General features: G+C 69.2%; 21 protein-coding genes, 1 tRNA gene and 1 pseudogene. 16 read left to right on the top strand and 7 right to left on the bottom strand.

Features of this window, described 5'->3' with window-relative positions; genetic code table 11:
• Nucleotides 1-57 precede the first annotated feature (57 nt).
• From Van01_RS29615 to Van01_RS29640, 6 genes are all read left to right on the top strand, one after another.
• The gene (locus tag Van01_RS29615; RefSeq protein WP_204014578.1) at nt 58-924 is read left to right on the top strand and encodes an adenine nucleotide alpha hydrolase family protein; all 867 of its coding nucleotides are present in this window, start codon (nt 58-60) and stop codon (nt 922-924) included.
• Nucleotides 921-1,472: a DNA cytosine methyltransferase gene (locus Van01_RS29620; protein WP_204014580.1), complete on the top strand. Its 552-nt coding sequence runs from the start codon at nt 921-923 to the stop codon at nt 1,470-1,472. Before Van01_RS29615 ends, Van01_RS29620 begins: the two co-directional genes overlap by 4 nt.
• Complete coding sequence (locus tag Van01_RS29625) at nt 1,441-2,322, top strand: hypothetical protein (RefSeq protein WP_239099382.1); 882 nt, start codon at nt 1,441-1,443, stop codon at nt 2,320-2,322. Before Van01_RS29620 ends, Van01_RS29625 begins: the two co-directional genes overlap by 32 nt.
• The gene (locus Van01_RS29630) at nt 2,319-3,494 is read left to right on the top strand and encodes a DNA-methyltransferase (protein WP_204014584.1); all 1,176 of its coding nucleotides are present in this window, start codon (nt 2,319-2,321) and stop codon (nt 3,492-3,494) included. The genes Van01_RS29625 and Van01_RS29630 overlap by 4 nt, the downstream gene beginning before the upstream one ends.
• A complete protein-coding gene (locus Van01_RS29635) occupies nt 3,491-3,943 on the top strand; it encodes an XF1762 family protein (protein ID WP_204014586.1) in 453 nt (150 codons plus the stop codon). Before Van01_RS29630 ends, Van01_RS29635 begins: the two co-directional genes overlap by 4 nt.
• A 66-nt stretch (nt 3,944-4,009) precedes the next feature.
• On the top strand, nt 4,010-4,675 hold the full coding sequence (locus Van01_RS29640; RefSeq protein ID WP_204014588.1) for a hypothetical protein: 666 nt from the start codon (nt 4,010-4,012) through the stop codon (nt 4,673-4,675).
• 408 nt (nt 4,676-5,083) lie between these two features.
• Here the strand turns inward: Van01_RS29640 and Van01_RS29645 are convergent, their stop codons facing one another.
• On the bottom strand, nt 5,084-5,284 hold the full coding sequence (locus Van01_RS29645; protein ID WP_204014590.1) for a hypothetical protein: 201 nt from the start codon (nt 5,282-5,284) through the stop codon (nt 5,084-5,086).
• 111 nt (nt 5,285-5,395) lie between these two features.
• Here Van01_RS29645 and Van01_RS29650 point away from each other — a divergent pair, with 111 nt between their 5' ends.
• The 10 genes and pseudogenes from Van01_RS29650 (at nt 5,396) to Van01_RS33880 (ending at nt 12,595) form a co-directional block, all read left to right on the top strand.
• Nucleotides 5,396-5,734: a VUT family protein gene (locus tag Van01_RS29650; RefSeq protein ID WP_204014592.1), complete on the top strand. Its 339-nt coding sequence runs from the start codon at nt 5,396-5,398 to the stop codon at nt 5,732-5,734.
• On the top strand, nt 5,694-6,053 hold the full coding sequence (locus Van01_RS29655; protein WP_204014594.1) for a hypothetical protein: 360 nt from the start codon (nt 5,694-5,696) through the stop codon (nt 6,051-6,053). The genes Van01_RS29650 and Van01_RS29655 overlap by 41 nt, the downstream gene beginning before the upstream one ends.
• Nucleotides 6,038-6,325 carry a hypothetical protein gene (locus Van01_RS29660; RefSeq protein WP_204014597.1) on the top strand — a complete coding sequence of 96 codons (288 nt, stop codon included), beginning with the start codon at nt 6,038-6,040 and terminating at the stop codon, nt 6,323-6,325. The genes Van01_RS29655 and Van01_RS29660 overlap by 16 nt, the downstream gene beginning before the upstream one ends.
• A gap of 111 nt (nt 6,326-6,436) precedes the next feature.
• Nucleotides 6,437-6,739, top strand: coding sequence for a helix-turn-helix domain-containing protein (locus Van01_RS29665; protein ID WP_373306304.1), 303 nt, complete (start codon nt 6,437-6,439; stop codon nt 6,737-6,739).
• 85 nt (nt 6,740-6,824) lie between these two features.
• Entirely contained in the window at nt 6,825-8,303 is a 1,479-nt protein-coding gene (locus tag Van01_RS29670) for a site-specific integrase (RefSeq protein ID WP_204014600.1), read from the top strand.
• 418 nt (nt 8,304-8,721) lie between these two features.
• Nucleotides 8,722-8,794: transfer RNA gene (locus Van01_RS29675), tRNA-Lys, on the top strand.
• Between the two features lie 387 nt (nt 8,795-9,181).
• Entirely contained in the window at nt 9,182-9,406 is a 225-nt protein-coding gene (locus Van01_RS29680) for a hypothetical protein (RefSeq protein ID WP_204014603.1), read from the top strand.
• A 563-nt stretch (nt 9,407-9,969) separates the two neighbouring features.
• Entirely contained in the window at nt 9,970-11,892 is a 1,923-nt protein-coding gene (locus Van01_RS29685; protein ID WP_204014606.1) for a hypothetical protein, read from the top strand.
• Nucleotides 11,893-11,910: 18 nt separating this feature from the next.
• Nucleotides 11,911-12,132 (top strand): annotated as a pseudogene (locus Van01_RS33875) (mycothiol-dependent nitroreductase Rv2466c family protein); the annotation flags it as partial.
• Nucleotides 12,131-12,595: a mycothiol-dependent nitroreductase Rv2466c family protein gene (locus Van01_RS33880; RefSeq protein ID WP_373306305.1), complete on the top strand. Its 465-nt coding sequence runs from the start codon at nt 12,131-12,133 to the stop codon at nt 12,593-12,595. The pseudogene Van01_RS33875 and the gene Van01_RS33880, both read left to right, overlap by 2 nt.
• A gap of 134 nt (nt 12,596-12,729) precedes the next feature.
• Here Van01_RS33880 and Van01_RS29690 read toward each other — a convergent pair whose 3' ends face one another.
• From Van01_RS29690 to Van01_RS29710, 6 genes are all read right to left on the bottom strand, one after another.
• Complete coding sequence (locus tag Van01_RS29690) at nt 12,730-13,668, bottom strand: ATP-grasp domain-containing protein (RefSeq protein WP_204014609.1); 939 nt, start codon at nt 13,666-13,668, stop codon at nt 12,730-12,732.
• A gap of 118 nt (nt 13,669-13,786) precedes the next feature.
• Nucleotides 13,787-15,289, bottom strand: coding sequence for an IMP dehydrogenase (locus Van01_RS29695; RefSeq protein ID WP_204014611.1), 1,503 nt, complete (start codon nt 15,287-15,289; stop codon nt 13,787-13,789).
• A 252-nt stretch (nt 15,290-15,541) separates the two neighbouring features.
• Nucleotides 15,542-16,510, bottom strand: a complete 969-nt coding sequence (locus Van01_RS29700; protein ID WP_239099383.1) for a TauD/TfdA dioxygenase family protein — start codon at nt 16,508-16,510, stop codon at nt 15,542-15,544.
• Entirely contained in the window at nt 16,507-18,402 is a 1,896-nt protein-coding gene (asnB, locus tag Van01_RS33345; RefSeq protein WP_275410416.1) for an asparagine synthase (glutamine-hydrolyzing), read from the bottom strand. Before asnB ends, Van01_RS29700 begins: the two co-directional genes overlap by 4 nt.
• A 2-nt stretch (nt 18,403-18,404) precedes the next feature.
• A complete protein-coding gene (locus tag Van01_RS29705; RefSeq protein ID WP_204014615.1) occupies nt 18,405-25,439 on the bottom strand; it encodes a non-ribosomal peptide synthetase in 7,035 nt (2,344 codons plus the stop codon).
• Complete coding sequence (locus tag Van01_RS29710; protein WP_204014617.1) at nt 25,433-26,137, bottom strand: DUF6875 domain-containing protein; 705 nt, start codon at nt 26,135-26,137, stop codon at nt 25,433-25,435. The genes Van01_RS29705 and Van01_RS29710 overlap by 7 nt, the downstream gene beginning before the upstream one ends.
• Nucleotides 26,138-26,190: the final 53 nt, after the last annotated feature.

Consider the following 26,190-nt stretch of genomic DNA (forward strand, 5'->3'; position numbering starts at 1 on the left):
GGCGGTGGACCCCTTGGGTTCAGAAATCCTGGCTCCCGGCGAGGACGGGGTGATCGCGTGAGCGCATCCACCCACCGCTACCTGAGCCTCGGCGCCGGAGTGCAGAGCTCCACCCTGCTGCTGCTCGCCGCCCGCGGACAGGCCCCTAACTTCGACGCGGCGATCTTCGCCGACACCGGCTGGGAACCCGCTCCCGTCTACGCCCACCTGCGCCGGCTAGAGCAGCTCGCTGCCGAGGCGGGCATCCCAGTGGTGCGGGTCGCGGCGGGCGACATTCGCCGCGACGCCCTCGACCCCACCCACCGGTTCGCCGCGACGCCCCTGTTCACCCTCGGCCCCCACGGCGAGAGAGGAATGGCCCGGCGCCAATGCACGGGGGAGTACAAGATCAAACCCATTAAGGCTGAGGTGCGGCGCCGCCTCGGCTACCCGCACCCCGCCCGGGTTCCTGCCGGCCTGGTGGCGCAGATGGCAATCGGGATCAGCCTCGACGAGATCGGCCGGGCCCGCGACGCCGACGTGGGCTACATGCGCAACGTCTTCCCGCTGCTCGACCTGGGCTGGCGGCGCACCGACTGCCTGCGCTTCCTGGCCCAGCACGGTCTTGCCGACACCCCGCGCTCGTCGTGTGTGGGGTGCCCGTTCCACGACGACGGCTTCTGGCTCGCCCTGCGCGAGCACAGCCCGCAGGAGTGGGCGGACGCGGTCGCCTTCGACCGCTCCATCCGCAACGGCTCCGCGCGGGCCAACGCGGACGGGCACCCGCTGCGCGGCCAGTTCTTCCTGCACCGCCAGAGGGTGCCGCTCGACGAGGTGCAGCTGCGCCCACGCCCTCAGCTCGCGGATACGCCGGGCTGCGGGCCGTGGACCTGCCCTCACGACGAGCCAGCGACAGCCGACCCCGGACGCGGGGAGGTGGCGTGAGCATTGCCCACACCACCGCCCCCAGCATCGGATCGGTCTGCACCGGCTACGGAGGCCTCGACATGGCCGTCGAGCTGGTGCTCGGCGGCCAGCTCGCCTGGTATGCCGACACCGACCGACACGCCGACACAGTCCTCGCCCACCACTGGCCGGGCGTGCCCAACCTCGGCGACATCCGCACCGTCGACTGGACGCAGGTCGCGCCCGTCGACATCGTCACCGCAGGATTCCCCTGCCAGGACATCAGCAACGCCGGAAAACGCGTCGGCATCACCGGCGAGCACTCCAGCGTCTGGAACCACGTCGCCACAGCCGTTCGCATCCTTCGACCGCGGCTGCTCTTCGTGGAGAACGTCGCCGCCCTCCTGCGGCGAGGGCTCGACGTCGTCCACGCCGACCTGGCCGCGATCGGGTACGACACGAGCTGGCTATGCCTACGCGCATCCGACGTCGGCGCCGCCCACCGCAGAGACCGGCTGTTCCTGCTGGCCACACCCACCGAACGACTGGCAGGGGATGCGGACGTTGCCGACACCGTGCGCCCGTGACGGCAAGGGCCCCGGCCACCAGTACGGGCTGCCGGACCTAGTCGAGCCAACCGGCACCCGCCACGGCCTGCTGCCGACACCGACCGCGGTGGCCTACGGGTCCAACATGTCCTCGTCGGCCGGGGCGGCCCGCCGGCCGAGCCTGGCCGGCATCACCGCCCGGTTGCTGCCGACGCCGACGGTGGCCGACAGCCGATCCTCGGCGAACGTCACCGCCGCACGCACCACGCCCACCGGGCACGCGGGCCGGACGCTGACCGACGCGGCCCGGCTGCTGCCGACACCGAGAGCCAGCGACACCGGCACCCCAGGCCGGCGGGCCGGCACCGGATGGCGACCACCGCTGTCGCAGGTGCTGCTACCCACCCCGAGGGCAACCGACGGAACCAAAGGCTGCCCCGGGCAACGCGGGTCGCACGGCGACCTTACGCTGCCGTCGGCGGCCGTGCGGGTACCGGCCCGGACACTGCCCACCCCACGCGCCTCCGACGCGCGGGGACCCGGCCGCCACGGCGACGGCGGCGCGGATCTACGCACCACCGTGGCCGGGCTGGGCCAGCCCGACGCCGACCGGTGGGGGATATACGCCGCAGCGGTAGCCCGGTGGGAGCTACTGCTCGGCCAGCCGGCACCGGAGCCGACCCAACCAGGGCGACACGGCAAACCGGTCCTGGCGCCGCCGTTCGTGGAATGGCTGATGGGCCTCGACGCCGGCCACGTGACCGACCCGACGCTCGCGTTGCCGCGCACCGCCGCGCTGCGGGTTCTCGGCAACGGCGTCGTTCCCCAACAGGCAGCCGTCGCGTTGCAGCTGCTGCTGTGCCCACACCGGTGGGCGGTGCCGGCATGACCGATCCCACCTCACTCGACGCATACCGGTACCGGCGGGTCGGCCCGGTCGAGCTGTATCTCGGCGACGCCCGCAAGGTGCTCGCCGCGATGGCTGACGCCAGCGTCGACTGCATCGTCACCAGCCCGCCGTTTTGGTCACTACGCGACTACGGCACCGGCACGTGGCACGGCGGCGACCCTGCCTGCCCCCACCTCCTGCCGGCGCCACGGCGGGTTGACGGCGCCTCGTGCGGCTGGTGCGGCTCAACATGGGTTGACCCGCAGTACGGGCTCGAACCCACGGTGGACGAGTACGTCGACCGGCTCGCGGCCGTGTTCGACGAGGCCATGCGAGTGCTCGACCCGACCGGAACGCTGTGGCTCAACCTCGGCGACAGCTACACCGGCGGCACCCGCCGCGCGTACGACACCGGCGGCGGCATCACCGGCACGCGCCAGCTACCCGCGGTCTGCAACGGCTCGCCGTTGCCGGCGAAGAACCTGATCGGCGTGCCCTGGAGGGTGGCGTTCGCGCTCCAGGCGCGCGGATGGTGGCTACGCAACGCGGTCATCTGGTCGAAGACGAACCCGATGCCCGAGTCCGTGCGCGACCGCCTGTCCACTACCTACGAGTTGTTGTTCCTACTCACCAGGTCCCATTCCTACTACTTCGACCTCGACCCGATCCGGATAACGCTGGCCCGCCCAGAGGCCGCCGACGGCACCCGGATCATCGGCGGGTCACGCAAGGGCCGCACGGGCGGGATCGACGCCACCGCCCGCCGCCGCGGCGCCACCGCCTATGGCCTCGGCAAGTACAGCGCCGCGCAGGTCGGTGCCGAGTCACGAGCCGGCAGGGGCAACCTCGTCCCGCTCGGCCACGCCCACACCGCCGCCCACCCCAAGGGACGAAACCCCGGGGATGTGTGGCGCATCGCGACCCGCCCCTACCGGGGGTCGCACGTGGCGCCGTTCCCGGTCGACCTGCCGCTGCGGGCGATCACGGCCGGCTGCCCACCCGGCGGACGGGTCCTCGACCCGTTCTCCGGGGCCGGAACGACCGGGCTCGCCGCTGTCCAGCTCGGCCGGCGCTACCTCGGTGTCGATGTCCACGCCGGGTTCCACGACGAGACACTGACCCGGCTACGTCCGTATCTGCCCGACGACACGTCGGGCGAGGAGGGCGGGTGAGCCTACGGACCGTGCCCGTCACCTTCGCACAAGCATGCGCGTTCGTGCAGGACTGGCACCGGCATCACCGGCCGCCACGCGGCCACAAGTTCAGCATCGGAGCCGCCGACCAGGACAACGTCCTGGTCGGCGTCGCCGTCGTCGGCCGTCCCGTCGCGCGGATGCTCGACGACGGCCTGACCCTGGAGGTCACCCGCGTGGCCACCGACGGGCATCGCAATGCCTGCTCCCTGCTGTACGCGGCGGCGTGGCAGGCCGCGAAGGCCCTCGGCTACCGCCGACTGGTGACCTACACCCAGCAGGGAGAGTCCGGAGCCAGTCTCCGCGCGGCCGGGTGGCGCATCGTCGCTGCCCGGCCACCCGCACCCGGCTGGTCCCGGCCCAGCCGGCCCCGGCACGACCGCGGTAACGCGCACACCGCGCGGCTGCGGTGGGAGCCAGCCACGTAAACCCCGACCGCATGCCGGCGGGCACCCGCGACACGACATCAATCCCTTCTCATCCTGGAGTGAATCATGGCTGTTTCCATGCCTGCTGCGGGAAGCCCCGCCTCGACGGCGGGGCTTCCCGCCAGCCTGACCGAGGCGCACGAACAGATCAACCACCTCAACCGGCAGCTGCGCGAACTGGTTGCCACGCATGACGCATTGCGCGACGGTATCCGCCGTGAGCTGCACCAACTCGTCCGCCTTAACTGGGTTCGGCCCGGCGACGCCGACAAGATCCTCACCAAGTTCCACATCGAGAAGCTGCCCCGCCGCTTCATCGTCGGCGCTGACGTGCCCGTCTCCCTGGTTCTCTGCTCCCCCAACAGGGATTACGCCCACCGAGGGGCGCGGCGGCTGATCTTCGACGACATGCGCCGCCTGCACGACGCTCGGCTGCGCGCCCGGACCGGGCGCGCCGTCCTCGGCCCCGCAAGCAACGCGATCGAGATCGCAAAGATCGAACCAGTCGCGTCGGACGGCACGAGCCGCCGCCCGCAGTTCCGCGTCAAGGCGATCCTTCAAGTGGCCGTCGAGGTCACCCACAGTCGGGTCACCTCAGCGTGGCCGGCCGCGCGCCCGAGGCTGCTGGCCGACCTGGCGCGGCTGCGCCTCATCACCGTCGACACCACGGCCATCAGACGACTGTGGACATACGACGTGGCAACCGGCCGCTGGTACGACCCCGACCAATGAGGCCGACACAAGCCTGCCGCGCGACTCGACAGCCCACTACCGAGATCCACCAGGACGTCATCGAACAATCGATGTCGGCCCAGCGCGGCCCGCTTTGACATCTTGACGTGGCAGCCCGGCCCGACGAAGGGCCAGATTACGCCCAACCACGTGGCGCGGGCCGCCGACAACGCCCCCCGCGCGTACGCCTGCCCCGCCCACCCGACCACTGCCGCACCCAACCTCAGCGTGCATCCACGCCGCGGCCGGGGGCGGCCGGAGACGGGCGCGGCGATGAACGGGCGATCAGCGAGCACAACCTCCTGAGCCGCCATCCCCACCCCTACACGGACCCGCCGCACCTGCGGCGGGTCCGTCCTTTTCAGGAGACGAGACACCCTCATGACCTGCCCCACCCCCACCACTGACTCAACCCACCACGCCGGCCAGCCACCACCTGGCCGGAACCCACAACCGCATTTCATCCGCCATACCCCGGCGGGTGCCGACCCACTGCGCCCGCCACCGCCGGCCGACCTGGCCGGGCCGCCATCGCCACCGCGGTGCGGTGGTGGCGGCGATGCTGGCCTTCGCCGGTGGCGTCGTCGCCGCGAACGGGCTCACCTCCACCTACGGGCTCGTTCCGGTCGGCTTCGGCATGACCGCCACCGCCGGCACCGTCGCCGCCGGGTACACCCTGCTGGCCCGGGACTGGGTCCATGAGGTCCCCGCCGCCGCGCCGTGCTGGCCTGTATCGCCGCTGGGGCGGTACTCAGCGCCGTCCTGGCCGCACCCACGCTCGCCCTCGCCTCCGCAGCCGCGTTCGCGGTGTCGGAACTGGCCGACCTGCTGGTGTACCAGCCGCTGCGCGGTCGTGGACTCCTGCGGGCGGTACTGGCCTCCAACGCCGTCGGCGCCCCGCTGGACACGATCGTGTTCCTCACCTTGGCCGGCTTCCCGGTCTGGTCGGCGGTGCCCGGACAGCTGTGGGTCAAGGCCTGGGCCACCCTCATCCCTGTCGCCGCCGTGCTGGCCGCCCATGCGCTACTACGCCACCGCCTCCGGTCCGATCGTCCGTGACGCCATGCGCGCCGGCCGGCTCGGCATGATCGCCACCCCGGCGGCAGGCAACAGGGTGCACGAGGGCGTGGACTGGTGCGCTGACAACGGCTGCTTCAACCCGGGCCGCTACCCCGGCGACAAGTATCTGGCGTGGCTGGCCCGCCACGGCGCGCAAGCGGCGCGGTGCGCGTTCGCCACCGCCCCCGACGTGGTGGGCGACGCCGCCGCCACGCTGGCCCATTCGGTGCCGATGCTGCCCCTATCCGTGCGGCCGGGTTCCGTGCCGCGCTCGTCGCGCAGGACGGTCTCGAACGTCTTGTGGTGCCGTGGGAGCTGACCGACGGGTTGTTTCGGGGCGGCACCACCGGATGGAAGCTGGGTCCGGCCGCCGCCGACCTGGCCGCCGAGGCCCGCGCCCGCGGTTTGACCGTCCATATGGGGCGAGTCAACTCGCTGCGGCGGTTGCGGCACGCCGCCGCGATCGGCTGCCACTCGGCCGATGGCACCTGCCTCGTCTACGCGCCCCGCCACCAACTGCCGCGACTGCTGTCCTGGCTCGACGAGGTCAACCAATCCGGCGGCACCCGACCGCCCGCGGTCAGGCCCTGACCCTGCGCGGGCCTGCGCCGCGCGGCAGCGCGCCGTGCCATGCCGTCGGCCTCTCTCCCGCGTGGCCGGCGGGTTCCTCTCACCTCACGTCCTCGGAAGGACTGCCTTGCTATGACCATGCCCGAGCACCACTTCGCCGACCACTCCAGCCCAGAAAACGGGCAACCCGACGACACCGCTTGGACCGTCGAGCGGATCCGCGCACTCGGCGTGATCACCGACATCGCCACCGCGGCGCAAATCTTCGGCCTGTCCCGCGCCGCCGCCTACGAGCTCGCTAAACGCGACCAGTTCCCGGTCGCCGTGCTGCGCTTCGGCAGCCGCTACCGCGTACCGGTCGCGGCGATCCTGAACGCCCTGCACCTGCCCGCCGCCGACGAGCAACCGCCAGACCCGCCACCACCGGCGACTTGATCTGGTCGCCGAAGGCACGCGTCGATCACCCCGTATGAAATCCGCAGCCACCGGCTGCCCCACAACCCCGAGGAGCCACAGCACCATGGCCGAAGGATCCATCCACAAAATCTGCACCTGCCGCGACCCCGACGGTAAGAAACTCGGCAAGAGATGCCCCCAGCTCCGCCGCACCGGCGGGGCATGGAACTCCCACCACGGCAAGTGGGGATACCAACTCGAACTACCGAGAAGGGCCGACGGTTCCCGCCGGTCACCGCTGCGCCGCCACACCTTCGTCAGCCGTGACGACGCCGCCAAGGACCGTGGCCAAGCCATCGCGCTGCTGGCGCTCGCCGGCGACGACACCGCCCTCGCGACCGAGATCGCCGACTTGCTCCAGCAGGTCAAGGCCGGCACCCCGATGCCCGACCGCGACACCCTCGCCAAGCGGGTCAACGCCGGCCTTCCGGCCAGCGTCGACATGACCGTCGGCGAATACCTACGGCAGTGGCTCGAGTCCCGACGCAACGTCGAGCCGAGCACCAAACGCGTCTACGGCTGCCACATCCGTATACACCTCATCCCGCACCTCGGCGCCATCCCGCTGGTGAAGCTGCGAGTCGAGCACATCTCGGCGATGTTCACCACGATCACCGACCGCAACACCGCCATCGAACTCGCCCGGCAAAGCGAGGACCCGCAGATCCGCGCCACCGTCCGGGGAACCCGGACCACCGGCCCCGCGACCATGCAACGCATCCGCGCCACCCTGCGCAAGGCACTCAACGACGCCATGGCACGGTCCAACAACCGGCTGATCGACTTCAACCCGGCCAAGCACGTCGAGCTGCCCTCGGCGAAGCAACCCAAACCCCGCGTGTGGACCGACAAAGCCGTCGCGCGGTGGCGCGAGACCGGGGAGAAACCCAGCCCGGTCATGGTGTGGACCCCCGAGCAAGCCGGCCAGTTCCTCGACTACGCCCAAGACCACGACATCGCCCTCTACCCGGTGTTCGTGGGCATCATGCACCGCGGGATGCGCCGCGGCGAGGCACTCGGACTGCGTGACACCACCGTCGACCTGGACGATGCCCTGGTGACGGTTGACCTGCAGCGCACCACCGTCGGATACGACGCGGTCGACAAGAAGGTCAAATCCGAGTCCGGCAACCGCACCTTCGCCCTAGACAGCGTCACCGCCGCCGCGTGGCGGGCCTACCTCGCCCGCCGCGCCCGGTGGCAGTTGGCCTGCGGCAGCAAGTGGCCGGACACCGGGTGGTTCTTCGTCCAGCCCAACGGCGAGAAGTGGCACCCGGACACCGTCAGCAAGCGCTTCGACAGTCTCGTCCGCGACGCCGGACTGCCTCCCGTCCGGCTGCACGACCTGCGGCACTGCGCCGCGACGTACCTGAAAGCATCCGGCGCCGACCTCACCGACGTCAAAGAACTACTCGGGCACTCCACCCACACCATCACCGCGAACACCTACACCTCCGTCATCGTCGAACTCCAGGTCGAGCGGGACAAAGCGGAAGCCGCCGCTGCGTTGGTGCCCCGCCGCCGACGCCCACGGGCCGCCTGACCGACACAATCCGCCGACGGAACCTCACGGCCTGCGCCGTACGCCCCCGCACGGCGCAGGCACTGGGATCCTCCGATACACCAGCCATCGGTCTGGACGCGACCCGCAGCCGGATGCGGCCGACGTCACCACGCGGCCGACCGCATCCGGCTCGCCATGTCAGCAGAAGGGCGACCGGGTGACACCAGGCCTCGCCGTCCAGCCCGGCCAGGTCGCGGAGAGGCCCACCGCCGCCCACCGGTCGGCTGATGAGAGCTACCGATCCCGCTAGACCCCCGCCACCATGGTCCGAACTGCGGCGAACACGAGAAGCCTGCAGCAGCAGACGCCCAACTTTGACAAGGATGGGCTGCCGGAGACCGACTGCTGAAAGCCGCGCGCCCCCTCGCCAGGAACTCGGGTAGCCTTGTACCTCGGCGGGCCGCTAGCTCAATCGGCAGAGCTGCTGACTTTTAATCAGTAGGTTCGGGGTTCGAATCCCCGGCGGCCCACAAGAATATGCCCCCTGCCTGCTGCTTCAGGTCGGCGGGCACGATGTCATGGACACGCAGGTCACCCGACTCCGCAAGACGGTGGACACGGCGTTCGTGCCCGCCACATTCACGAACCCCGGTGAGAACCCTCCGTGGTCTGCATAGACCCCGAGCCGTTCTCCTTCGACGCCACGTAGATGCGGGGTCGCCATTTCCAGAAGCACGTCGGCATCGTCCAGTGCCCAGCGGTCTTCGACCCGGCCTTGAATTGTCCGGTATGGCTGACATCAGGCACCGTGCCGCTACACGTAAGGCACCCGTTCGGACGCGTCTCCATCCGCGATGCCGCCGGCATCACCCTGGACCCGTGGTGGTTCTGCACGGGGAGCGACCGGAGGGCTGCTGGTGGCCACCCGCGACGCCGCCCCTGGCCCGGTGCGCGTCGGCTTGGCCGACCCCCTCGCGGCCCATGGTGTGCACGCCGCGCTGGTCGACGGGCTCGGCCGGGCCGCGCCCGGGTCGGCGACCGGCGTTCGGGTGAAGCTGCCGGCTGAGGGCTGGATCGTCTGCGACACGGCACCCTTGGCCGGGCTGCTCGACGGCGACCCGGCGATCTGCCCGCCGCGGTGACCATTTCCGGTGGTCGACCACCGGGACCTGGCGCCGACACCCTGGCCGCGGCCACTCCGGCGTGACCGGCCCCACCACCACGGCGGCTGACCCGGCAGGTCGGGTCCCGGCCCGCCCGCCGGCCGCCGAGGTACCGGCCGCGCCGATGCGGTCCTACACCACCTATCGGGCCCACGCCCAACCCCGTGCTGCTCGTGCCGAGAGAGTCGGTTGACCAGCATTGCCGTTGATTTCAGCCAGCCTGGATGCTACGGCCAGGCCTTTGGGCATGCCCGCCTCGTTCTGGCGCAACATCAAGGAGCCAGACCGGACGATCTACCGAACCCTGGCCCAAGGCTCAACCCGACTCCACCCCCAGGCCGAAAAAGATCAGATCCGGGAAGAAGACGACGGCCTGGGGCTTCTCACCGAATCTGATCCTGCTGGTCGGCTGGCCACCCCGGATCCACCTTTGCTGAGAACCCCCAGGTGATGCCGGCAGTATCACTGGACAACACACCCGCGAGGCAGTGTTAGTGCATTCGTATGGACTGTTACTATCTGCGCAACAGAGAGGTTCGGAAGTGACAGTGATACGTTCCCGCACTCACACCCTCGCTCAGTTCGCGCGTCGGGCACGGATGAGTGCCCAGCGACTGCGGGTGCTCCAGAACGAGCAACGACTGCCGACGCCCGACGGCGTCGACCCCGACGGTGCCGACGTGTGGACCACCGCCACCATCGACCGGTGGTTGCGCGCCACCGGCCGGACGGTGCCCGACGACGCCGTGTGGCCGTTCGGCTGGGCCGACGCGACCGAACGTGCCGAGATTCTCTGGGCCGGCGACATTACTCTGCCACGCGGGCGCTCCGCAGCCGTCACCATTTTCGACGGCGCCGGTCAGCCGGTCATCTACGCCGTTCCCTACGCCGGTCACGATGTCAACCGCGACACCATCGCCGCGGCCGTCATCGCGCAGCTCGATCCGGACCGCCGCCCCGGCGCCGTCGTCGTGCAGCCCCACCTGCTGGACCCGGGTGCGGACGGGCCGCACCCCTACTTGGAGCTGTGGCGAATGCCGGAGCAGACCACACCACCGCCACCACCGGCGCAGGATCCCGCACCGACTCCACTGCCCAGGTTCCTGCGTCGGCTGCTGCCCACCCGCGCGCCAGTCGCCGCCACGGCCGCCATGCCGGAGCCACCGGTGCTGGGTCGGCAGCGCCGACCGGACACGCCGGAGTACGCGGGCTCGGTGGCCGCGTCCGAGGCCGCCCGGGTGCTCAACCGCCCCCTGCCGTTGTGGTGGGCCGGCACCACCACCCCCGAGATCGTCCGCACCGTGCGACTGCGCGACCAGCCACATCCGCTGTCCATCGCGGACACCATCACCGACTGGCCGGCCGCCATCGCCCGGCTGACCGCCGCGCTCGGCAACTCCATGCACACCAACCACCCGCAGGCCTTCGCCGCGCTCGCACGGGAGACACGCGCCGTGCACCGCCACGTCACCGCCACGCTGACACACCCCACGACCGGCGAGGGCTGGTACCTCGCCGCCGCGCCCCAACCGCCCACCTGGCCCGCCGTGGCTGAGCAACGGGCCGCCGTCGGCGCCGGCCGCGACTTCGACCCCAACGCCGCCGCCACCGAGCTTGACCAGCTCGTCATGGTCGAGGCCGACCGGCCCTACCTGCCCGAGAAGGACGACCCGTACGCCGGGGCGCTGCGCCAAGCGATCCTGCTGCTGCGCGGCCGGCTCGCCCGCGACTACCCCACACGGGTCTACACGTTCCCCGTCGCCTACAGCTGGGCCGACGCCCACGGACCGATCTGCGACGAGTACCGCCTCCACCTCACCCGCCTGACCCCCGCCGACGCACACGGCAACCCGGAGAAACCCACACGCCGGCTGGTCCGCCTGCTGACCGAAGACGCCAGCGACGCAGCCATCGCGCACCACCAACTGCTCGACCACGCCTGCGAGCGGCTGGTCGGCATCTACCGCGATCCCGAGGGACGCCTCGTCGCGCACCTCACCGCCGGGTTCCCGCACCTCGCCGACGAGCTGCTGATCGAGTGGCCCACCGGCATGCCACCCGCCGGATGGACGGAGCAGACCGTCATCGCCGCCGACGAGACCTACTCCGCCACCGGCCTGTTCGCCCTCACTCCCGGCCCAGACGGGGCGCTGCTGTCCCCACAACCGGTCCCGAACCCTGGTGACGAGCCTCGATACACGTTCGGCTACGGCGGTAACTCCCCCGCCGTGCTGTACCAAGCCCTCGTGCGATGCGTGCTGGGCGACTGGACCGTCGCCGCCCAGGAGAGCTGGGTCGGCCAGCTCGCCACCAGTCCCGGCGACAAGCGGCACCGCCCGCACAGCCGGCTCTGGGAGCAGATCGTCACCAGCAAGGGCTCGCTGCGCCTGTCGTGGGCCGACGTCCAGCAGTGGGTCCGCGACGACCAGGAAGCCTTGACCCGCCGGCGCCAAGGCCGCCGATAACGGAACACGCCGTACCTCGTGAGGCCCCGGCCCGCTACGCCGGACCGGAAACCGAACCTGCCGCCGAACGCACCGCGCGACGGCAAGGGACTCAGCGAGGACTACCTGGATCTGATGACCAGGGTATGGGGCCCAGTACGGGTCTGCGGCGCCGCAACCGAAGACAGCGGCCCGAGGATCCTCGGACCCCTGTACACCGCGATCGGCACCCGGCTTCACAACCAGAATCGCCGCAACGATCCCACCGGAATTACGGAGCCTCAGCGAGGCAGGGCTGCCCGCCTCGGTAGCCTCGGCGGCCACCAGCACGGAACTCGACCAGCTCATCATCGACTCGCACGAGGCGTTCGACGAGATCGGCATAGACGTCGGGACTCCCGTTATCCGCATCTCCGGCAACGCTCTATTCGGCGCAGACTTGCGCCGGCCAGTCCTCGCCCAGACCCCGGTAGGGCTCGAGTACCGGTTAAGGGCGGTCGCCGAGAGGAGCAGCGGGACCGGGGTCTGCCGCAACCGCAGGTGGTGGGGTGCCCGACGCCCAGGTGGAAGGGGTCATGCGGGCGGGCGGGGTCAACGCCGTACGGGCGACGTGGGCATCCCAGCGGGCCCGAGCTGCTGGGAGGTCGGCTGCGGCGGGGCCACTCGGTCACCCGTCCCGCATGAACTCCAGCAGCCGATCGGCCTGTTCGGGTTGACACCGTAGGAGGCGATGACGCGGCGTCGAGTCACGTCCAGGTCGTCCTCAATAGTGCTCACTCCTACAAGTGGGCCAGGGGCCGAAAGGCCGCGCACGTCGGAGAGCACTGAGCGCATCGCGCTCCTTGCAAGAACTCTCTGCTAAAGGAGAGTTCTTGCCCAGTCGAAGAATGCATTGCTCAGGCGGGCGCGCTCGGGGTCGGGTAAGGCCGAGTATCCACCAAATCCACTGCTCCATTCGTTGACTATGGGACCGCCCTCGGCCAGAAGCCAATCAACTTGCAGGCAGGCCGCGTCGAGGCTGTCGGCGACGCGCAGTGTTGCCGATTGGATGTTCATATCTGCCGCCCCGATCCCACTGGTGCCACCTTGGCTGATGTTCGCCAAGTAGCGCCCCGGCAAAGCTGAACGATGTTGCGACGCTGCGACCTGACGATTGATTACGTAGACCCTCAAGTCGCCCGAGTTGGGAATGAAAGGTTGTACGACATATCCCATTCCGGCCTGAGCTGTCACGTCCAAGGTGGCAGCCAGCTGCTCGACGTCATCGACTTTCATGACGCCGAATCCCATGCCCATCTCTCGGGGCTTGACGATATACGGTCCCGGACCGATTTGCTGCTCGACCAAAGGGATGGCGGTTCGGGCGTAGCGTCCAAACGGTATCGCTATAGTGGGTGGGGTCGGCAGCCCGAGTCGTGAGGCCCGCTGGGTGATAGCGAGCTTATCCGTTGACAGGTAATCCGCGTCGGTGAACGAGCGGTTCAGGAGGACTGAGTCGCTTTCCTGCACTGTGCGGCAGACCGCTTTGAGGTGATGGGCAGCCTGGGGGTCCCAACTAAAGTCGTCGACTTGGAAAAGCTGCCTTGTTCGGAGCAGATCCTCCCGGTGGTGCCAGAGCTGCGGCTGGCCCACGCAGCTTGGCGACAGCTCGTTGATGGGAATGGCGCGGAGGCGGAACCCGGCTCGCGTTGCCGCTTCCGTCGACGCGGCAAAGAAGTGACTAGTGGCTTCCGTGAGGTAGTCCGGCCCAAAATCGTCGGTGCGATAGATGACGGTTAGCGTTGGCTTCGTGGTCATCGGCCCCTCCTGGCTGCCCAATTTTTCCACTTCAACCTCGGCCGACGCTTCGGCAACTGCGCGGTCCTTTGTGCATCGGCGGAAGGGCGTAGCGTACCGAAGATTCCGTGGCTCGCGTTTACTGCCCCGGGTCGCTCGGTCGGTCGCGAAGTTGGATTTCGGCGGTGTTCTGCAGGTAACTCTGATGTGATACGGGCACCAGGACTGCGTTCTCGTGGAAGGCGCGTAGCGTGGTCGAGCCGCAGCTGATCATTGTCGCTTTGAGCTTGGCGATGGTCATCGTCACGGTGTCGTACAGGCTGCCGGCGTATGGTACGTAGCCGTCGACGCCTTCCTCGAAGACGAGGTGCTGCTCGCCGCCCTGGTCGTAGCGGGACCAGTTGCGGGCACGTTGAGAGCCTTCGCCCCAATATTCCTTGAAGAGTTGGCCGTTAACGCGGACCAGCTTGGTGGGGCTTTCGGTGAAGCGAGCGAAGTAGCGGCCAAGCATGATGAAGTCTGTGCCCAGCGCGAACGCGATCGCCATGTGGTAGTCGCTCAGCAGGCCGCCATCGCAACAGATCGGGATGTAGATACCGGTTTCCTTGGCGTAGGCGTCACGCTCAGCCACGACGTCTATCAGTGCTGATGCCTGGCCGCGGCCAATTCCTTTCTGGTCTCTGGTGATGCAGATGGATCCGCCGCCGATCCCGACCTTGATGAAGTCGGCTCCTGCGTCGGCGAGGTAGCGAAAGGCGCGTCCGTCGACGACGTTGCCGGCTCCGATAGGGGTTTGGTCTCCGAATTCACCCTTGACGTATTGGAGCGTGTTGCGTTGCCAGACGGAGTATCCGTCGGAGGAATCGATGCACAGAACGTCGGCTCCGGCCCGGATGAGGGCGGGGATGCGTTCTTGGTAGTCGTGGGTGTTGACGCCTGCTCCGACCCGGAATCGCTTGTCGCTGTCGATCGTCTCGTTTCGGAAGGTCTTGTGGAGTTCGTAGTCGCGACGCAGGACGATGGATTCCAGCCTTCCGGTGTCGGCGACCACGGGAAGTACGTCGAGGCGGTGGTCCCAGATCATCGCGTTCGCATGGGAGAGTGAGATCGAGGGATCGGCGACGACGAGGGACTTCGCGGGCTGCATGCGCGATTCGACCGAGTCGTTCAGATCGTGGCGCTTGGGGTGGAAGTCGCGGGTGGAGATTAGTCCGAGGAACGTGCCGTGAGGGGTGCCGTCGTCGGTGACTGCGGCGATGTCGCGTTCGGCCGCCTGTAGGAGTCCGGCGACCTCGCCGAGCGTGGCGGTTGGCTTGATGTTGATGTCGCTGTGCCGGAATCCGGCCTTGTGTTGCTTGACGTTGCTGACCATCTCCGCCTGGGCGGTGATTGGTTGGTTGTGATGGATGAAGCCGAACCCTCCGCACTGCGCGAGGGAGATCGTCATGCGGGGCGAGGAGACCGCTCCCATGATGGCGCTGACCAGGGGGACGGCGATCCGGATTGGCGACTGTTCGCCGAGGCGGTGCCGTACCAGCGGTGCGCTGAGGTCGACGTTCCCGGGTGTGCAATCCTCGGTGGTGAGGTTGGGGACGAGCAGGTATTCGTTAAGCGTCCGGGAAGTTTCGTCGAGGATTTTCACGCGATCTCCTTGCTCCGCGAGCTATTAGCGTTGGCGGTTGCGGCAGGTTATCAGCCGAGCGCCGTTGATCAGCTGATTCCCGTGAGTGTTGCGGCAGCGGTCCGCCGTACCAGGGCGGATCTCGCCAGGGCTTGGGCCTGTCCGTGAGTCGGACGACAACACGGGCCCCCGGAACGGCACTTGGGCGGCCCTGTCTACGCTTGCTGACGGCGGTCCCTCAGCCGATCGTGTTTGGGGCCTGCGCTGCTGTGCTCAATCCTCGAACGCGGTGAGCGGTTCGCCGGCGATGATCTCGGAGGTGAATCCGTCGGGACCGGTGGGGCGGTCGCCGAGGATGGTCACCCGGTGCATCGTGCGGCGTACGTTGAGGTGGGACAGGTCGGTGGCGGCGAGGTGGGCGGTCGCGCGGTTGTCCCACATGGCGATGCTGCCCGGTCGCCAGGTGAATCGCACGGTGTACTCGGGGCGGATGATCTGGGCGAAGAGCAGGTCGAGTAGCTTGGCGCTCTCGGCAGGGCTGAGGTCGGGGATCCGGCTGACGGAGGCCGGGTGGACGAATAGCGCCCGCTCGCCGGTCTCGGGGTGGACCCGGACCACGGGGTGGAGCGAGATCTGTGGGTCGTCGCGGTTCATCTTGCGGATCGCGATGTCCTCGGAGTCGGCGGGGTGCATCTGGCAGCCGGCGAAGAAGGTGTGCTCGGCCCGAAGTCCGTCGACGAGGTTGCGCAGCGGAACGGAGAGGCCGTTGTACGCGGCGACGAGGTTGGTCCACTGGGTGTCGCCCCCGAAGGGCGGGACCGTTTCGGCGCGCAGAATCGAGGCGGCCGGTGGGTTTACGGCCGGGGTGAGGTCGGTGTGCCAGCCCGCGGTATAGGAGGTCCACTTCTGGCGGTACCGCTCCTCGAAGTCGCGTCCGTACCGCGCGTCCTCGGCGTCGGGGTCGATGGTAAGGATCTGCGGGAAGCCCTTGGGGTGGACACCGTGTTTGGTCCCGGGGCGGCGGGTGAGTTCGCCGAACCGGCGGGCGAAGGCGATGTGCTCGGCGTGGGTCAGTTGCTGGTCGCGGAAGAAGATCACCTTGTGGGCGAGCAGCGCGGCGCGGATGGTCGAGATGATGTTGTCGGTCAGCGGCTGGGAGAGGTCGATGCCGTGGATCTCGGCGCCGATGTGGCCGGCGATCCGTTGGACGGTGATCTGGTCGGGCAGGGTCTGCGTCGTCACCGTTGGGTCCTTTCGTCGGCGCCCCTGGGTGCGGGTACGCGGCGGGCTGATGTGCCGTGGGAGGTGAGGTCGGGGTCGGTAGCTTCGCTCGTTGTCGGCTGCTGGCTGGCGGGGTCGGGGTGGGGGCGTTGGAGTTTGTGGTGCCATCTCCAGGTGGTGAGTAGCAGCCAGAGCGTCTTGGTCGGGAGGGCGGACAGTCTGTTGGCGGGCGGCAGGGTGAAGAGGTGGTTGACGAGCGGGTCGGCGTATAGCTCGGCGGCGTGGAGGCGGACGAGTGCGGCGAGACTCCGATGCAGGGTGGCGGGTTCTGGGTGGGGGAAGACTTGCTTCGGCCGTGCCAGCAGCGCGGCCGGGAGCGTTCCGGTGAGCGCGGCGCGCAGGATTGCCTTGCCTTGTCGGGCTTGGAGGTCGACGTGGTGGTCGAAGGGGAGCGTGAAACACCACTCGACGAGGTGGTGGTCGAGAAACGGCACCCGGCTTTCCACCCCGAAGCGCATGCTCAGGTGGTCCTCGAACTGCACGACCCGGTTGAGCTGGGTGTGCACGAGCAGCCGATGCGCCCGTTCCAGCGGGGTGCCGGGTAGTCCGGCGTGGAAGTCGAGGACGCGCTCGTGCATCCGTTCGCGGTGGGCGAGGACTTCGGAGGTGAGTCCGGCGGTCTGCCGGGAACCGGGCAGAGAGTTGATAGTGGCGGCGGACGGCTGGCGTACGTCGAGGATGTGGTCGACGAAGGTGGGCAGGCTTACGTAGCCGCCCATAGTTTCGTCGGCACCCTGTCCGTTGAGCACGACCTTGAGTCCGAGGTTTCGGACCATCCGGTAGTTGTGCGCGATGCTGACGTGCCGGACATCGTCGCCGATCGCCGCGAGGTCGCAGACCGTATCGACGTCGTCGAGCGTGACCGTGCTCGGGCAGGCGGCGATGCGGTGGGTGACCTGGCCGGTGTGCGCGGCGAGTAGCTTGCTAAAACGCAGGTCGACGTCGGCGGTGTCGCCGGTCCGCCGGCACCCTGCCGTGGTGTGGGTGAGGGTGATGGCGGTGAGCGGGCCGGTGGCGGCGGCTTTGGCAGTGATCGCGCTGGAGTCCAGGCCGCCGCTGAGGAAGGCGGCGACCGGGACGTCCGCCACGAGCATGCTGGTCACACTGCGCTGGAACAGGGCGCCCAGTTCAGGCAGGGCCTCGGCCGGACGTTGTCCGGCCGTCTGGCTGGGGAGCTGCCAGTACGTGTGGGTGGTTTCGGATCCCTCGTGGTCGAGGGTGAGGTGGGTGGCGGGCGGTAGGGCGTGTACCTGGTCGACGAGGGTGAGCTGCCGGTCCACCTGGAGCGTGGACGAGCACAGCAGTTGTGAGTAGAAGGCGCCCAGGTTCGGTCGGCGTGGTACCTGGGGACAGCACAGGAGGGCTTCGACCTCGGAGGCGAAGATGAGGAATCCGTTGCCGCGGTGGTAGTACAGCGGCTTGACGCCGAGCCGGTCCCGCACGAGGTGCAGTTGCCGGGCGCGGTCGTCCCAGAGGGCGAAGGCGAACATGCCGTCGAACCGGTCGAGGGCGGCAGGTCCCCACTGCTGCCACGCGCGCAGGACAACTTCGGTGTCGGTGCCGGACTGGAAGCAGTGCTGGCGTTGGAGGTGGCTACGCAGGTCGGCGAAGTTGTACAGCTCCCCGTTGTAGACGAGCGTCAGGTGGTCGCGGGTCATCGGCTGCGTGCCGTGTCCGGTGAGGTCGAGGATGCTCAGCCGCCGGTGTCCGAGCGTAATCTCGAAACGGTGCCAGACATCTCCGCCGTCCGGGCCGCGGTGGGCCAGCCCGGCGGTGACCGCCCGAATCTCGTCTACGCCGGGCACGCTGCTGCCACCTGAGGCGAACCGAAGGACTCCCGCGATACCGCACACGCCTACCGCCCCTCGCCGTGCGGATCTTGCAACGGAGCGCGCAGGTGCTCCTCGATCTCCTTGAGCCCGGGGCCGGTGAGCATCGTCTGGTGGTCACCGGGCACGACTTCGACGCCGACGCACGTCCTGGCCAGGTCTTGCCAGCCGGCGAGGGCCTCCATCTGGCGGGCAGCGGTCTCCGCGGACAGGATCAACAGGAGGTTCTGCACTGATCCCTCCGGCTGCCAGGCGGTCAGCGCGGCGTGGTTGCGCACGATGATGTCCAGCCGCTGTTGAGCGAGCGCGTGCTCCGGCTCCGGACCGGTCAGGCCGAGCTGTTCGGCCAGCACCTGGGCCCGCGCCAGCGGCGGCAGATTCCTGGTCGTGTCGGCAGCGGTCACCAGCGTCGCGTGGTCGAGGTGAGGGGCGAGTCCGCTCACCTGCGCCACCAGCGCGGCGGCGTCGCGGCCGCGGTCGAATGGCACGACGGGGTCCAACAGCGTCAGCCGTACGCTCTGGCCATGCTGCTCCAGCTGGCGGGCGATCTCGTAGGCGACCACGGCCCCGAACGACCATCCGGTCAGCCGGTACGGGCCGTCCGGTTGCACCGAGTGGATCCGGTCGAGGTATGCCGCCGCCAGCGTGGGGATGTCCGGGGCGTTGTCGTCGCGGTCGTATGGCAGGCCGTAGCAGCTCTGCTGCGGTGCCAGCGCGCGGGCAAGCGGGGCGTACCAGTCGACGGAGCCGCCGACCGGGTGTACCAGCCAGTGAGGGTGGGCGGTGGCCTCGTGCCACAGGTCGGTCAACGGTACCGCTCGGGCGGTGTGTTCGAGGGAGGCGACGAAGCGGTCAGCGACGGATTCGATGGCGTCGGCCCACACGCCCTCGTAGCTGAACCGTGCCTGAAGCGTTCCTCGAGCGATTGTGAAGGTGACGTGCAGCGGTGTGGGCAGGACGTTGCTCGGACTGATGGCCTGGCTCGTATCGAGCGGGGAGGAACGCAGGACGCCGCGCCCGTTGACGGTCGTTGTCTGACCGAGGTAGTTAACGGTGACTTTCGGTAGGTCGAGCTTGCTGAGCAGCGTGCCCAAGGAGCTGTCGGGTTCGAGGTAGCGGGCCCGCCCGAAGGTGGCCCCGCCAGCGGGTACCTGGGCTAGTTGTTGGCCGAACGCGGCGGCCCAGTCGAGCAGACCGTCGCCCTGCGGCGGCGACAGCAGGACCGGGTACAGGTTGGTGAGCCAGCCGACGATCCCGTCGGCTGGGTGATCGCCGTCGCGGCCGTGTCCTTCGACGAAGGTGTACAGACCTGGCCGATCTGATAGTGGCGCGAGTGCCTGGGCGAGCGCGGCGAGCAGGATCGACTCGGTGGTCGAGGAGTACAGGCGCGGCACGTCGTGCAGGAGGTGACGTGTCGCGTGCGGGGTCAGCTTCCGGCCGGCGTGCCGCAGATGCCGGACCGGTGCGGGGTCGGTGAGCCGATCGGTCCCAAAGGTGGGCTTGGGTTGGTCGAGCAGGTCCTGCCAGTAGCCGACTTCCGTGTCGCTGGGCGCGGCCGGCGGGGACAGCTCGGGGAGACCCGGTGCGGGCTGGTCGGGCAGCGGTTCGCCCAGGGCCAGCCGTCGGCACGCCGATTCGATGTCCTCGCCGAGGATGTCCCACGACACCGCGTCGATGATCAAGTGGTGTGCGATCAGGTACAACCATCGCTGCGGGCTGCCCGGCCTGCTGAACACCGCGATCCGGAACAGCGGACCGTCCTCGATGTTGAGGGACCGTTGCAGCTCGTTGAGTACCTGCGGAAGGAGTTGCTCGGCGGGACCGGACAGCACCCGTTGTTCGATGCGTACGGGATCGTCGTGCAGGAACGCCGTCCAGGTGTGGCCGTCGCGGCGGAACCGGGTCCGGAAGGCGTCGTGTCGTGCGAGGGTCCAGACCAGAGCCTCCAGCAGCGCCGGCTGTGGTGTGCCCGGAGCGATCTGGTACAGCCTGGTCTGGTTGAAGTGGTGCGGGTTGGCGAACCGCTGGGCGAAGAACCAGCCTTGGATCGGGGTGAGGCCGATCCCCGTTCCCGGCGGTCGGCGTACCGCCGTCGCGACCGCCGCCGTGTCGACCAGCAGCGCTGCCATGGCTTCGACGGTGCGGGCCTGCAGCACCTGTGCCGCGGTCAGCCGCATGCCGTGCGCGCGGGCCCGGTTGGCCAGACGGATGGCCTGAAGTGAGTCGCCGCCGAGGGCGAAGAAGTCGTCGACGGGGCTCGCTGAGGTGCCGAGCACGTCGCGGACGAGGGTGATAAGCCGTGCTTCCCGTTCGGTGCCTGTCCGCCCAGGTGGCGCGGATTCGGCGTGCTCGCGGGGTGTGGGGAGCCGGTTCCGGTCGATCTTGCCGGTCGAGGTCCTGGGAAGCTCGGGCAGCACGGTGTAGGAGGCGGGCACCATGTAGCTCGGCAGCCGGTCGGTGACCCAGCCGCGCAGCTGTGTCACTAGGTGGTCGGCCGGCTGGTCGGAGGCGACGTAGGCCAGCAGCCGACCGGGCCCGTCGCCGGGCTGTTGGAGGAGGACGAACGCGTCATCGACCTGAGGGTGTCGGGTGAGGCAGTGGCGTACCTCCCCGAGTTCGATGCGATACCCGCGGAGCTTGACCTGCTCGTCCAGGCGGCCGAGGATCTCGAACTCGCCGCGCTGGTTCAGCCGAGCCCGGTCCCCGGTGCGGTACAGCCGCGTCCCGGCGAGCGGCCCGCCCTGGGCGATCACGAACCGGTCCAGCGTCAGGCCAGGGCGCTGGTGGTAACCGGCGGCCACTCCAGCGCCGCCGATGTGTAGCTCGCCAGCGGCGCCGATGGGTGCGAGCCTCCGCTGCGGGTCGAGCACGAACATGCTCGCGTTCGCGACCGGGCGCCCGACGCTGATGCGGCTGACGGTCGACTGCGTCTGCGGGTCATACAGACGCGCCGCAGAGCTGAACACGGTGGTTTCGGTGGGTCCGTACTCATTGAGCAGGGCCGCGTGTGGCAGGTGGGTGGCGTGCCCGACTACCAGGTCCAGCGGGCAGGGCTCGCCGCCGACCGCGACGAGACGCAGCGACCGTCCCCACCCGTCGGGGCCGCCGCCGCCGAGGTGTCGGTAGAACGAGGGCACCAGGTTGAGGTGGGTGACCGCGTGCTGCTCGACCAGGTGCCGTAGCGCGTCGGGGTCGCGAGTGTCGTCCTCGGCCGGCGGGAACACCACCGTGCCGCCGAGCGCGAGGGTCCAGAAGATTACCGAGGTGGCCACGTCGAAGATCGGTGGCAGGGTGACCAGGGTGCGCGGCGCCGCAGCGCCGACGAGTGCCGTGCGGGCCTGGATCGCGGCGGCGGCGTTGCCGTGGGTGGCCAGGACCGCTTTCGGGGTGCCGGTCGAGCCGGAGGTGTAGACGAGGTACGCCGCTGACTGCGGTTCGACCTGCGGCCGGGCTGGTGCCGAGATATGTTCGACGTCCGGCCGGTCAGCCACGATGAGAGGCACGTCGAGCCGCCGTAGACCGGCGGCCGTGGCGGCCGTGCAGAGCAGCGCGACGGGTTGGGCGTCGGCGACGAGCAGGTCCACACGGGCAGGCGGCTGTTGATCGTCAAGGCACAGGTACACCCCGCCTCGGCGCAGGACGGCCAGGCATGCGGCGACCAACTCCGGCGACCTCGGTACGGCGATCGCCACGACCGCCCCTGCGCCCACCCCGTGCTCAGCGAGCTGTTGCTCCAGGTGCGTAGAGAGCTGGTCGAGGTCCTGGTATGTGACCTGCCGGTCGCCCTGCACCACCGCCGTCGCGTCGGGTTGCCGGGCGATGCTCGCGTCGGCGCCGCCGTGCAGTGTGGGATGCTCCACTGCGACCTGCGAGCCTGTCCCAGCCCGCAGAACGGTGGCGGTCTGATCGGGGCCGAGCAGGTCCAGCGTGTCAAGCCGCTCGTTCCAGCCCTTGATCATCATGGTGAGGACGTGGCTGAAGTTCGTCAGCAGGGCCTGCGCGGTGCCGCGATCGAAAAGCTCCTCGTCGTACTCCCACAGCAGCTGCACTCCGGCGTGCGACAGGCCGGACCCGGCCTCGGGTGGATGCGGCACGCACACGACGTTGAGATCGTTCTTCGTCGACCTGTTGTGCTCGATGACGAGTTCACCGCGCAGGTCGTCGACCTCGAACCAGGGCCGAGGGCTGTCGTGGAAGGCGAACATCAGCGAGAACAGCGGATTGCGGGACGGGTCACGCGGCAGCCTCAGCCGCCGGACGATCTCGACCAGCGGGAACTCCTGGTGGTCCTGCGCCTGCAAGATCGTCTGCATCGTGTCCGCGACCACCTGCGACACGGTCCGCTCCCCAGCGATGGACAGCCGCAGCGGCAGCGCGTTGACGAACATGCCCATCACCGGCGCCGTGTTCGGCAGGCGCCGGTTGGACAGTGCCGAGCCGATCACCATGTCGTCCTCACCGGTGTGCCGCCAGACGAGGGACGCGAAGGCGGCCAAGAACACCCCGAACCGGCTAACCCGATTCTGCGCGCAGAGAGCATCTACGCCGGCGACGGTCGCTGTGGGTATCTCGGCACGCAGGCAGCCGCCGCGGAAGGCTCGCCGCTGCGGCCGGGGACGATCCGGTTGGAACGTCACGCCCTGAGCCGGGCAGCCGTCGAGCGTGCGCAGCCAGAACCGGCCCTGCTCCGCGAAGTCCTCCGTCGTGGTCCACTCCTGGTACCAGCGGGCGTAGTCCCGATACTGGAGCGGCAGCGGCGCGAGGTCGGGCTGCCTGCCCTCGATCGCGGTGCGGTAGACGTCCCGGATCTCCCGCAGCCACAGCACCGCCGACCAGCCGTCGTGCACGAAGTGATGCTCGACCTGCAACAGGCTGAACGACGTCGGCGACAGTCGGTACAGGTGCCAGCGCACTAACGGCAGCGCGCCAACATTGAACGGGCGCCGGGTCTGCCGCTCCACCTCGGCTGCCATGGGCCCGGCGCCCAGCGCCTCACCGACATGGGTCAGGTCGACGACATCGACGCGGACCGGCCACGGCTCGTGGACAACCTGGACCGGCCCGTCCGGGCCGTCGTGGAACGTCGTGCGCAGGATCTCGTGCCGCGCCACTATGTAGGACAGGGCGGCCTCCAGCGCCGGCACGTCCAGCGGGCCGGTCAGCCGCAGCGAGCACTGCGCGTTGTAGGCCAAGCTGCGCGGGGCGAGCTGGTGCAACACCCAGATCTGCTGTTGCTGGGCGCTCAAGGGCACCGGAGCGTGGGATTGCGGCGCGGCGACCAGTGGTGGCCGACTCCCGGGGACCGCGACCTGGATGTGGGCCGCGATCGCCCGAACGGTGGGCTCGGCGAACATGGCGCTGATCGGCACCTCGACCTTGTACCGGCTGGAGATCATCGCCGCGATCTGGACGAACGCCAGGGAGTTCGCACCCACCTGCGTCAACGGCATCACCACGTCGACTGCGGAGCGGCCCAGGATGTCGGCGATCTCGACGGCCAGTGACGACTCCAACGGGCTCGCCACCTCGTCTGCCGAGTCACCGGTGGAGGCGGCCGGCTCCGGGAGGCGCGACTCATCGACCTTCCCGGACGGTGTGCGCGGCAACTCGTCCACTACCAGATACGCCGAGGGCTTCATGTAGGCGGGCAGCCGCTCACTCAGGTAGGCGTCCAGACCGGCGTTGTCCCACCCCTCCCGGTCGCCGCCGCCCGGCTCGGTGACCAGGTACGCCACGAGGACGACTCCGCGTCCGGCCGCAGCGGCGCGAACGTACGCTTGGACAACCCCGGGATGAGACATCAAGACCGTTTCGACGTGCCCGGCCTCGACGCGGTTACCACCCACCTTGACCTGCCGGTCGATGCGGCCCAGAAACACGCACTCACCGCTGTCGGTCACCTCGACCAGATCACCGGTGAGGTAGGCCCGCTGCCCGTCGACCTGGACGAACCGCTGCGCGGTCAACTCGGGCTGATGCAGGTAGCCCAAGGCAAGGTTCGAGCCGGTGATGCACAACTGGCCCCGACCGCCCGAGCGGACCGGATTGCCGGCGTCGTCCAGCACGAGGTAGTCGGTGTTGATGATCGGCCGACCGAGCGTCAACGGCGCCCGCCGGCCGGTCTGCCCGTCGTACACGTGCGCGCCGCTCGACCACACGCACGCCTCGGTCGGCCCGTACTCGTTGTACAAGGACGTGGAGGGCAGCAACTCGGCATGCCGGTCGATCAGCACCTCACTCCACCGTTCACTGCCGATCATCACCGCTACCAGCCCGGTCGGCGGCGCTGCGGCGGCCCGCTGCAAGAACGGGGCATACAACGACGCCGCGTAGACCAGATGCGTGATCTGCTCGTCGTGTACCAGGGTCAACGTGGCACCTACATCGCGCAGCCGCGCATCGCTGACCACCAACGTGCCGCCCGACAGCAGCGCCCACCACAGCACCCCGGACGCCAGGTCGAACGCGACGGAGTGCACCAGCGGCACCCGCTCCGGGATCCCGTAGGCCACAGTCCGCGCCGCGGTGGAGTTCAGCAGCGCGCGGTGACTGACCACGACACCCTTCGGCCGTCCAGTCGAGCCAGAGGTGTAGATCACGTACGCCGGATCCCCGCCGGCCGGCGTGACGCCGGCCGGTCGAGCGGTGGGCGTGGAGACCAGGGCGTCGTATGTTACGACCAGCGCGCCGCACGCGCCCAGCGGCGCGGCACGGTCGGCCGTGGTGACTACCACAGCCGGCTGGGCCTGCCGCAGCACGTCGAGCAGGTAGTCATCAGGCATGTCGACGTCGAGCGGCAGATAGGCGGCACCGGACCGCACCACCCCGAGCACCGTGCAGACGAACTCGACCGACGCCTCCAGCACGACAGCGACAAGAGGTGTCGCCCCGGCTGTCTCGTGGATCGGCGTCGCCAGCGCCGCTGCCACCGCCCGCGAAGCCTCGTCGACCTCGGCGTATGTCGTCGTCCGGCCTTTGTACCGCAGCGCTGGGCGATCCGCGTGAGATGCCACGATCGTCCGCCACTTGCTGCCGAGATGCCCGTCCGGGTCGATCAGCATGGGACCCTCCCCGTCGCGATGGCATCGGCCGCGGCGATGCTGCGGGCCACCCGATCTCGGGTAGCCGGAGTGAGCTGCTCCCCGAGGTGCTTCAAGAAATGCCGCAGGTACTGGGCCCGTTCGGAGGGCGCTGTCTCCGGCCGGTCGAGAAACATCAGGTCGTGCGGCGTCATGGCCCTTACGGCATACAGCGGTGCCGGTGAGCGCATCACCTGGAAGTGCGGATTGCGGACGCTGGCGACCGTGCTGGACGGGTGGAACTCGCCGAGCATGAGACCTCGCTTCACGAACTCCATCCGCAACGCCTGATGGCCGGCATCGATGAATGCGGCAGCCACGTCTGGCTGCACATCGGGGAACACGGCCAGCAACGCACCCGAGCGGAAACCCTGCGGTTCGATGAAGATCTCGTGGAACAGCGCGGGCAGGTGCAACCCCTTCTCCACGGCCTCGTTCGTGTCCGACCGGTGGGTGCGGATCGTCACGAGCCAGACGAGGTTTCGCTCCAAGGCGTATCTGAGCCGTGTGCACACGTCACCCGGCCGATTGATGTCTGGATGTGGAGCCGCCACGAAATCGTTAAGCCAACGCAAACAGGACTGGTAGATGGGGTACCGCTCGAACAGCCCCGGGGCGTTGTCAGTGTCGGTGAGTGACCCGTCCTCGAAGGGATAGCGCTCAACAGCGGCATGGGACACGGTCCTCAGGCTGGTTGGCAGGCTTACCATCGTCTTCCTCCATGGCCGCCGAG

Origin of the sequence: Micromonospora andamanensis (genome assembly GCF_016863495.1) — a bacterium.
Taxonomy (GTDB): domain Bacteria; phylum Actinomycetota; class Actinomycetes; order Mycobacteriales; family Micromonosporaceae; genus Micromonospora; species Micromonospora andamanensis.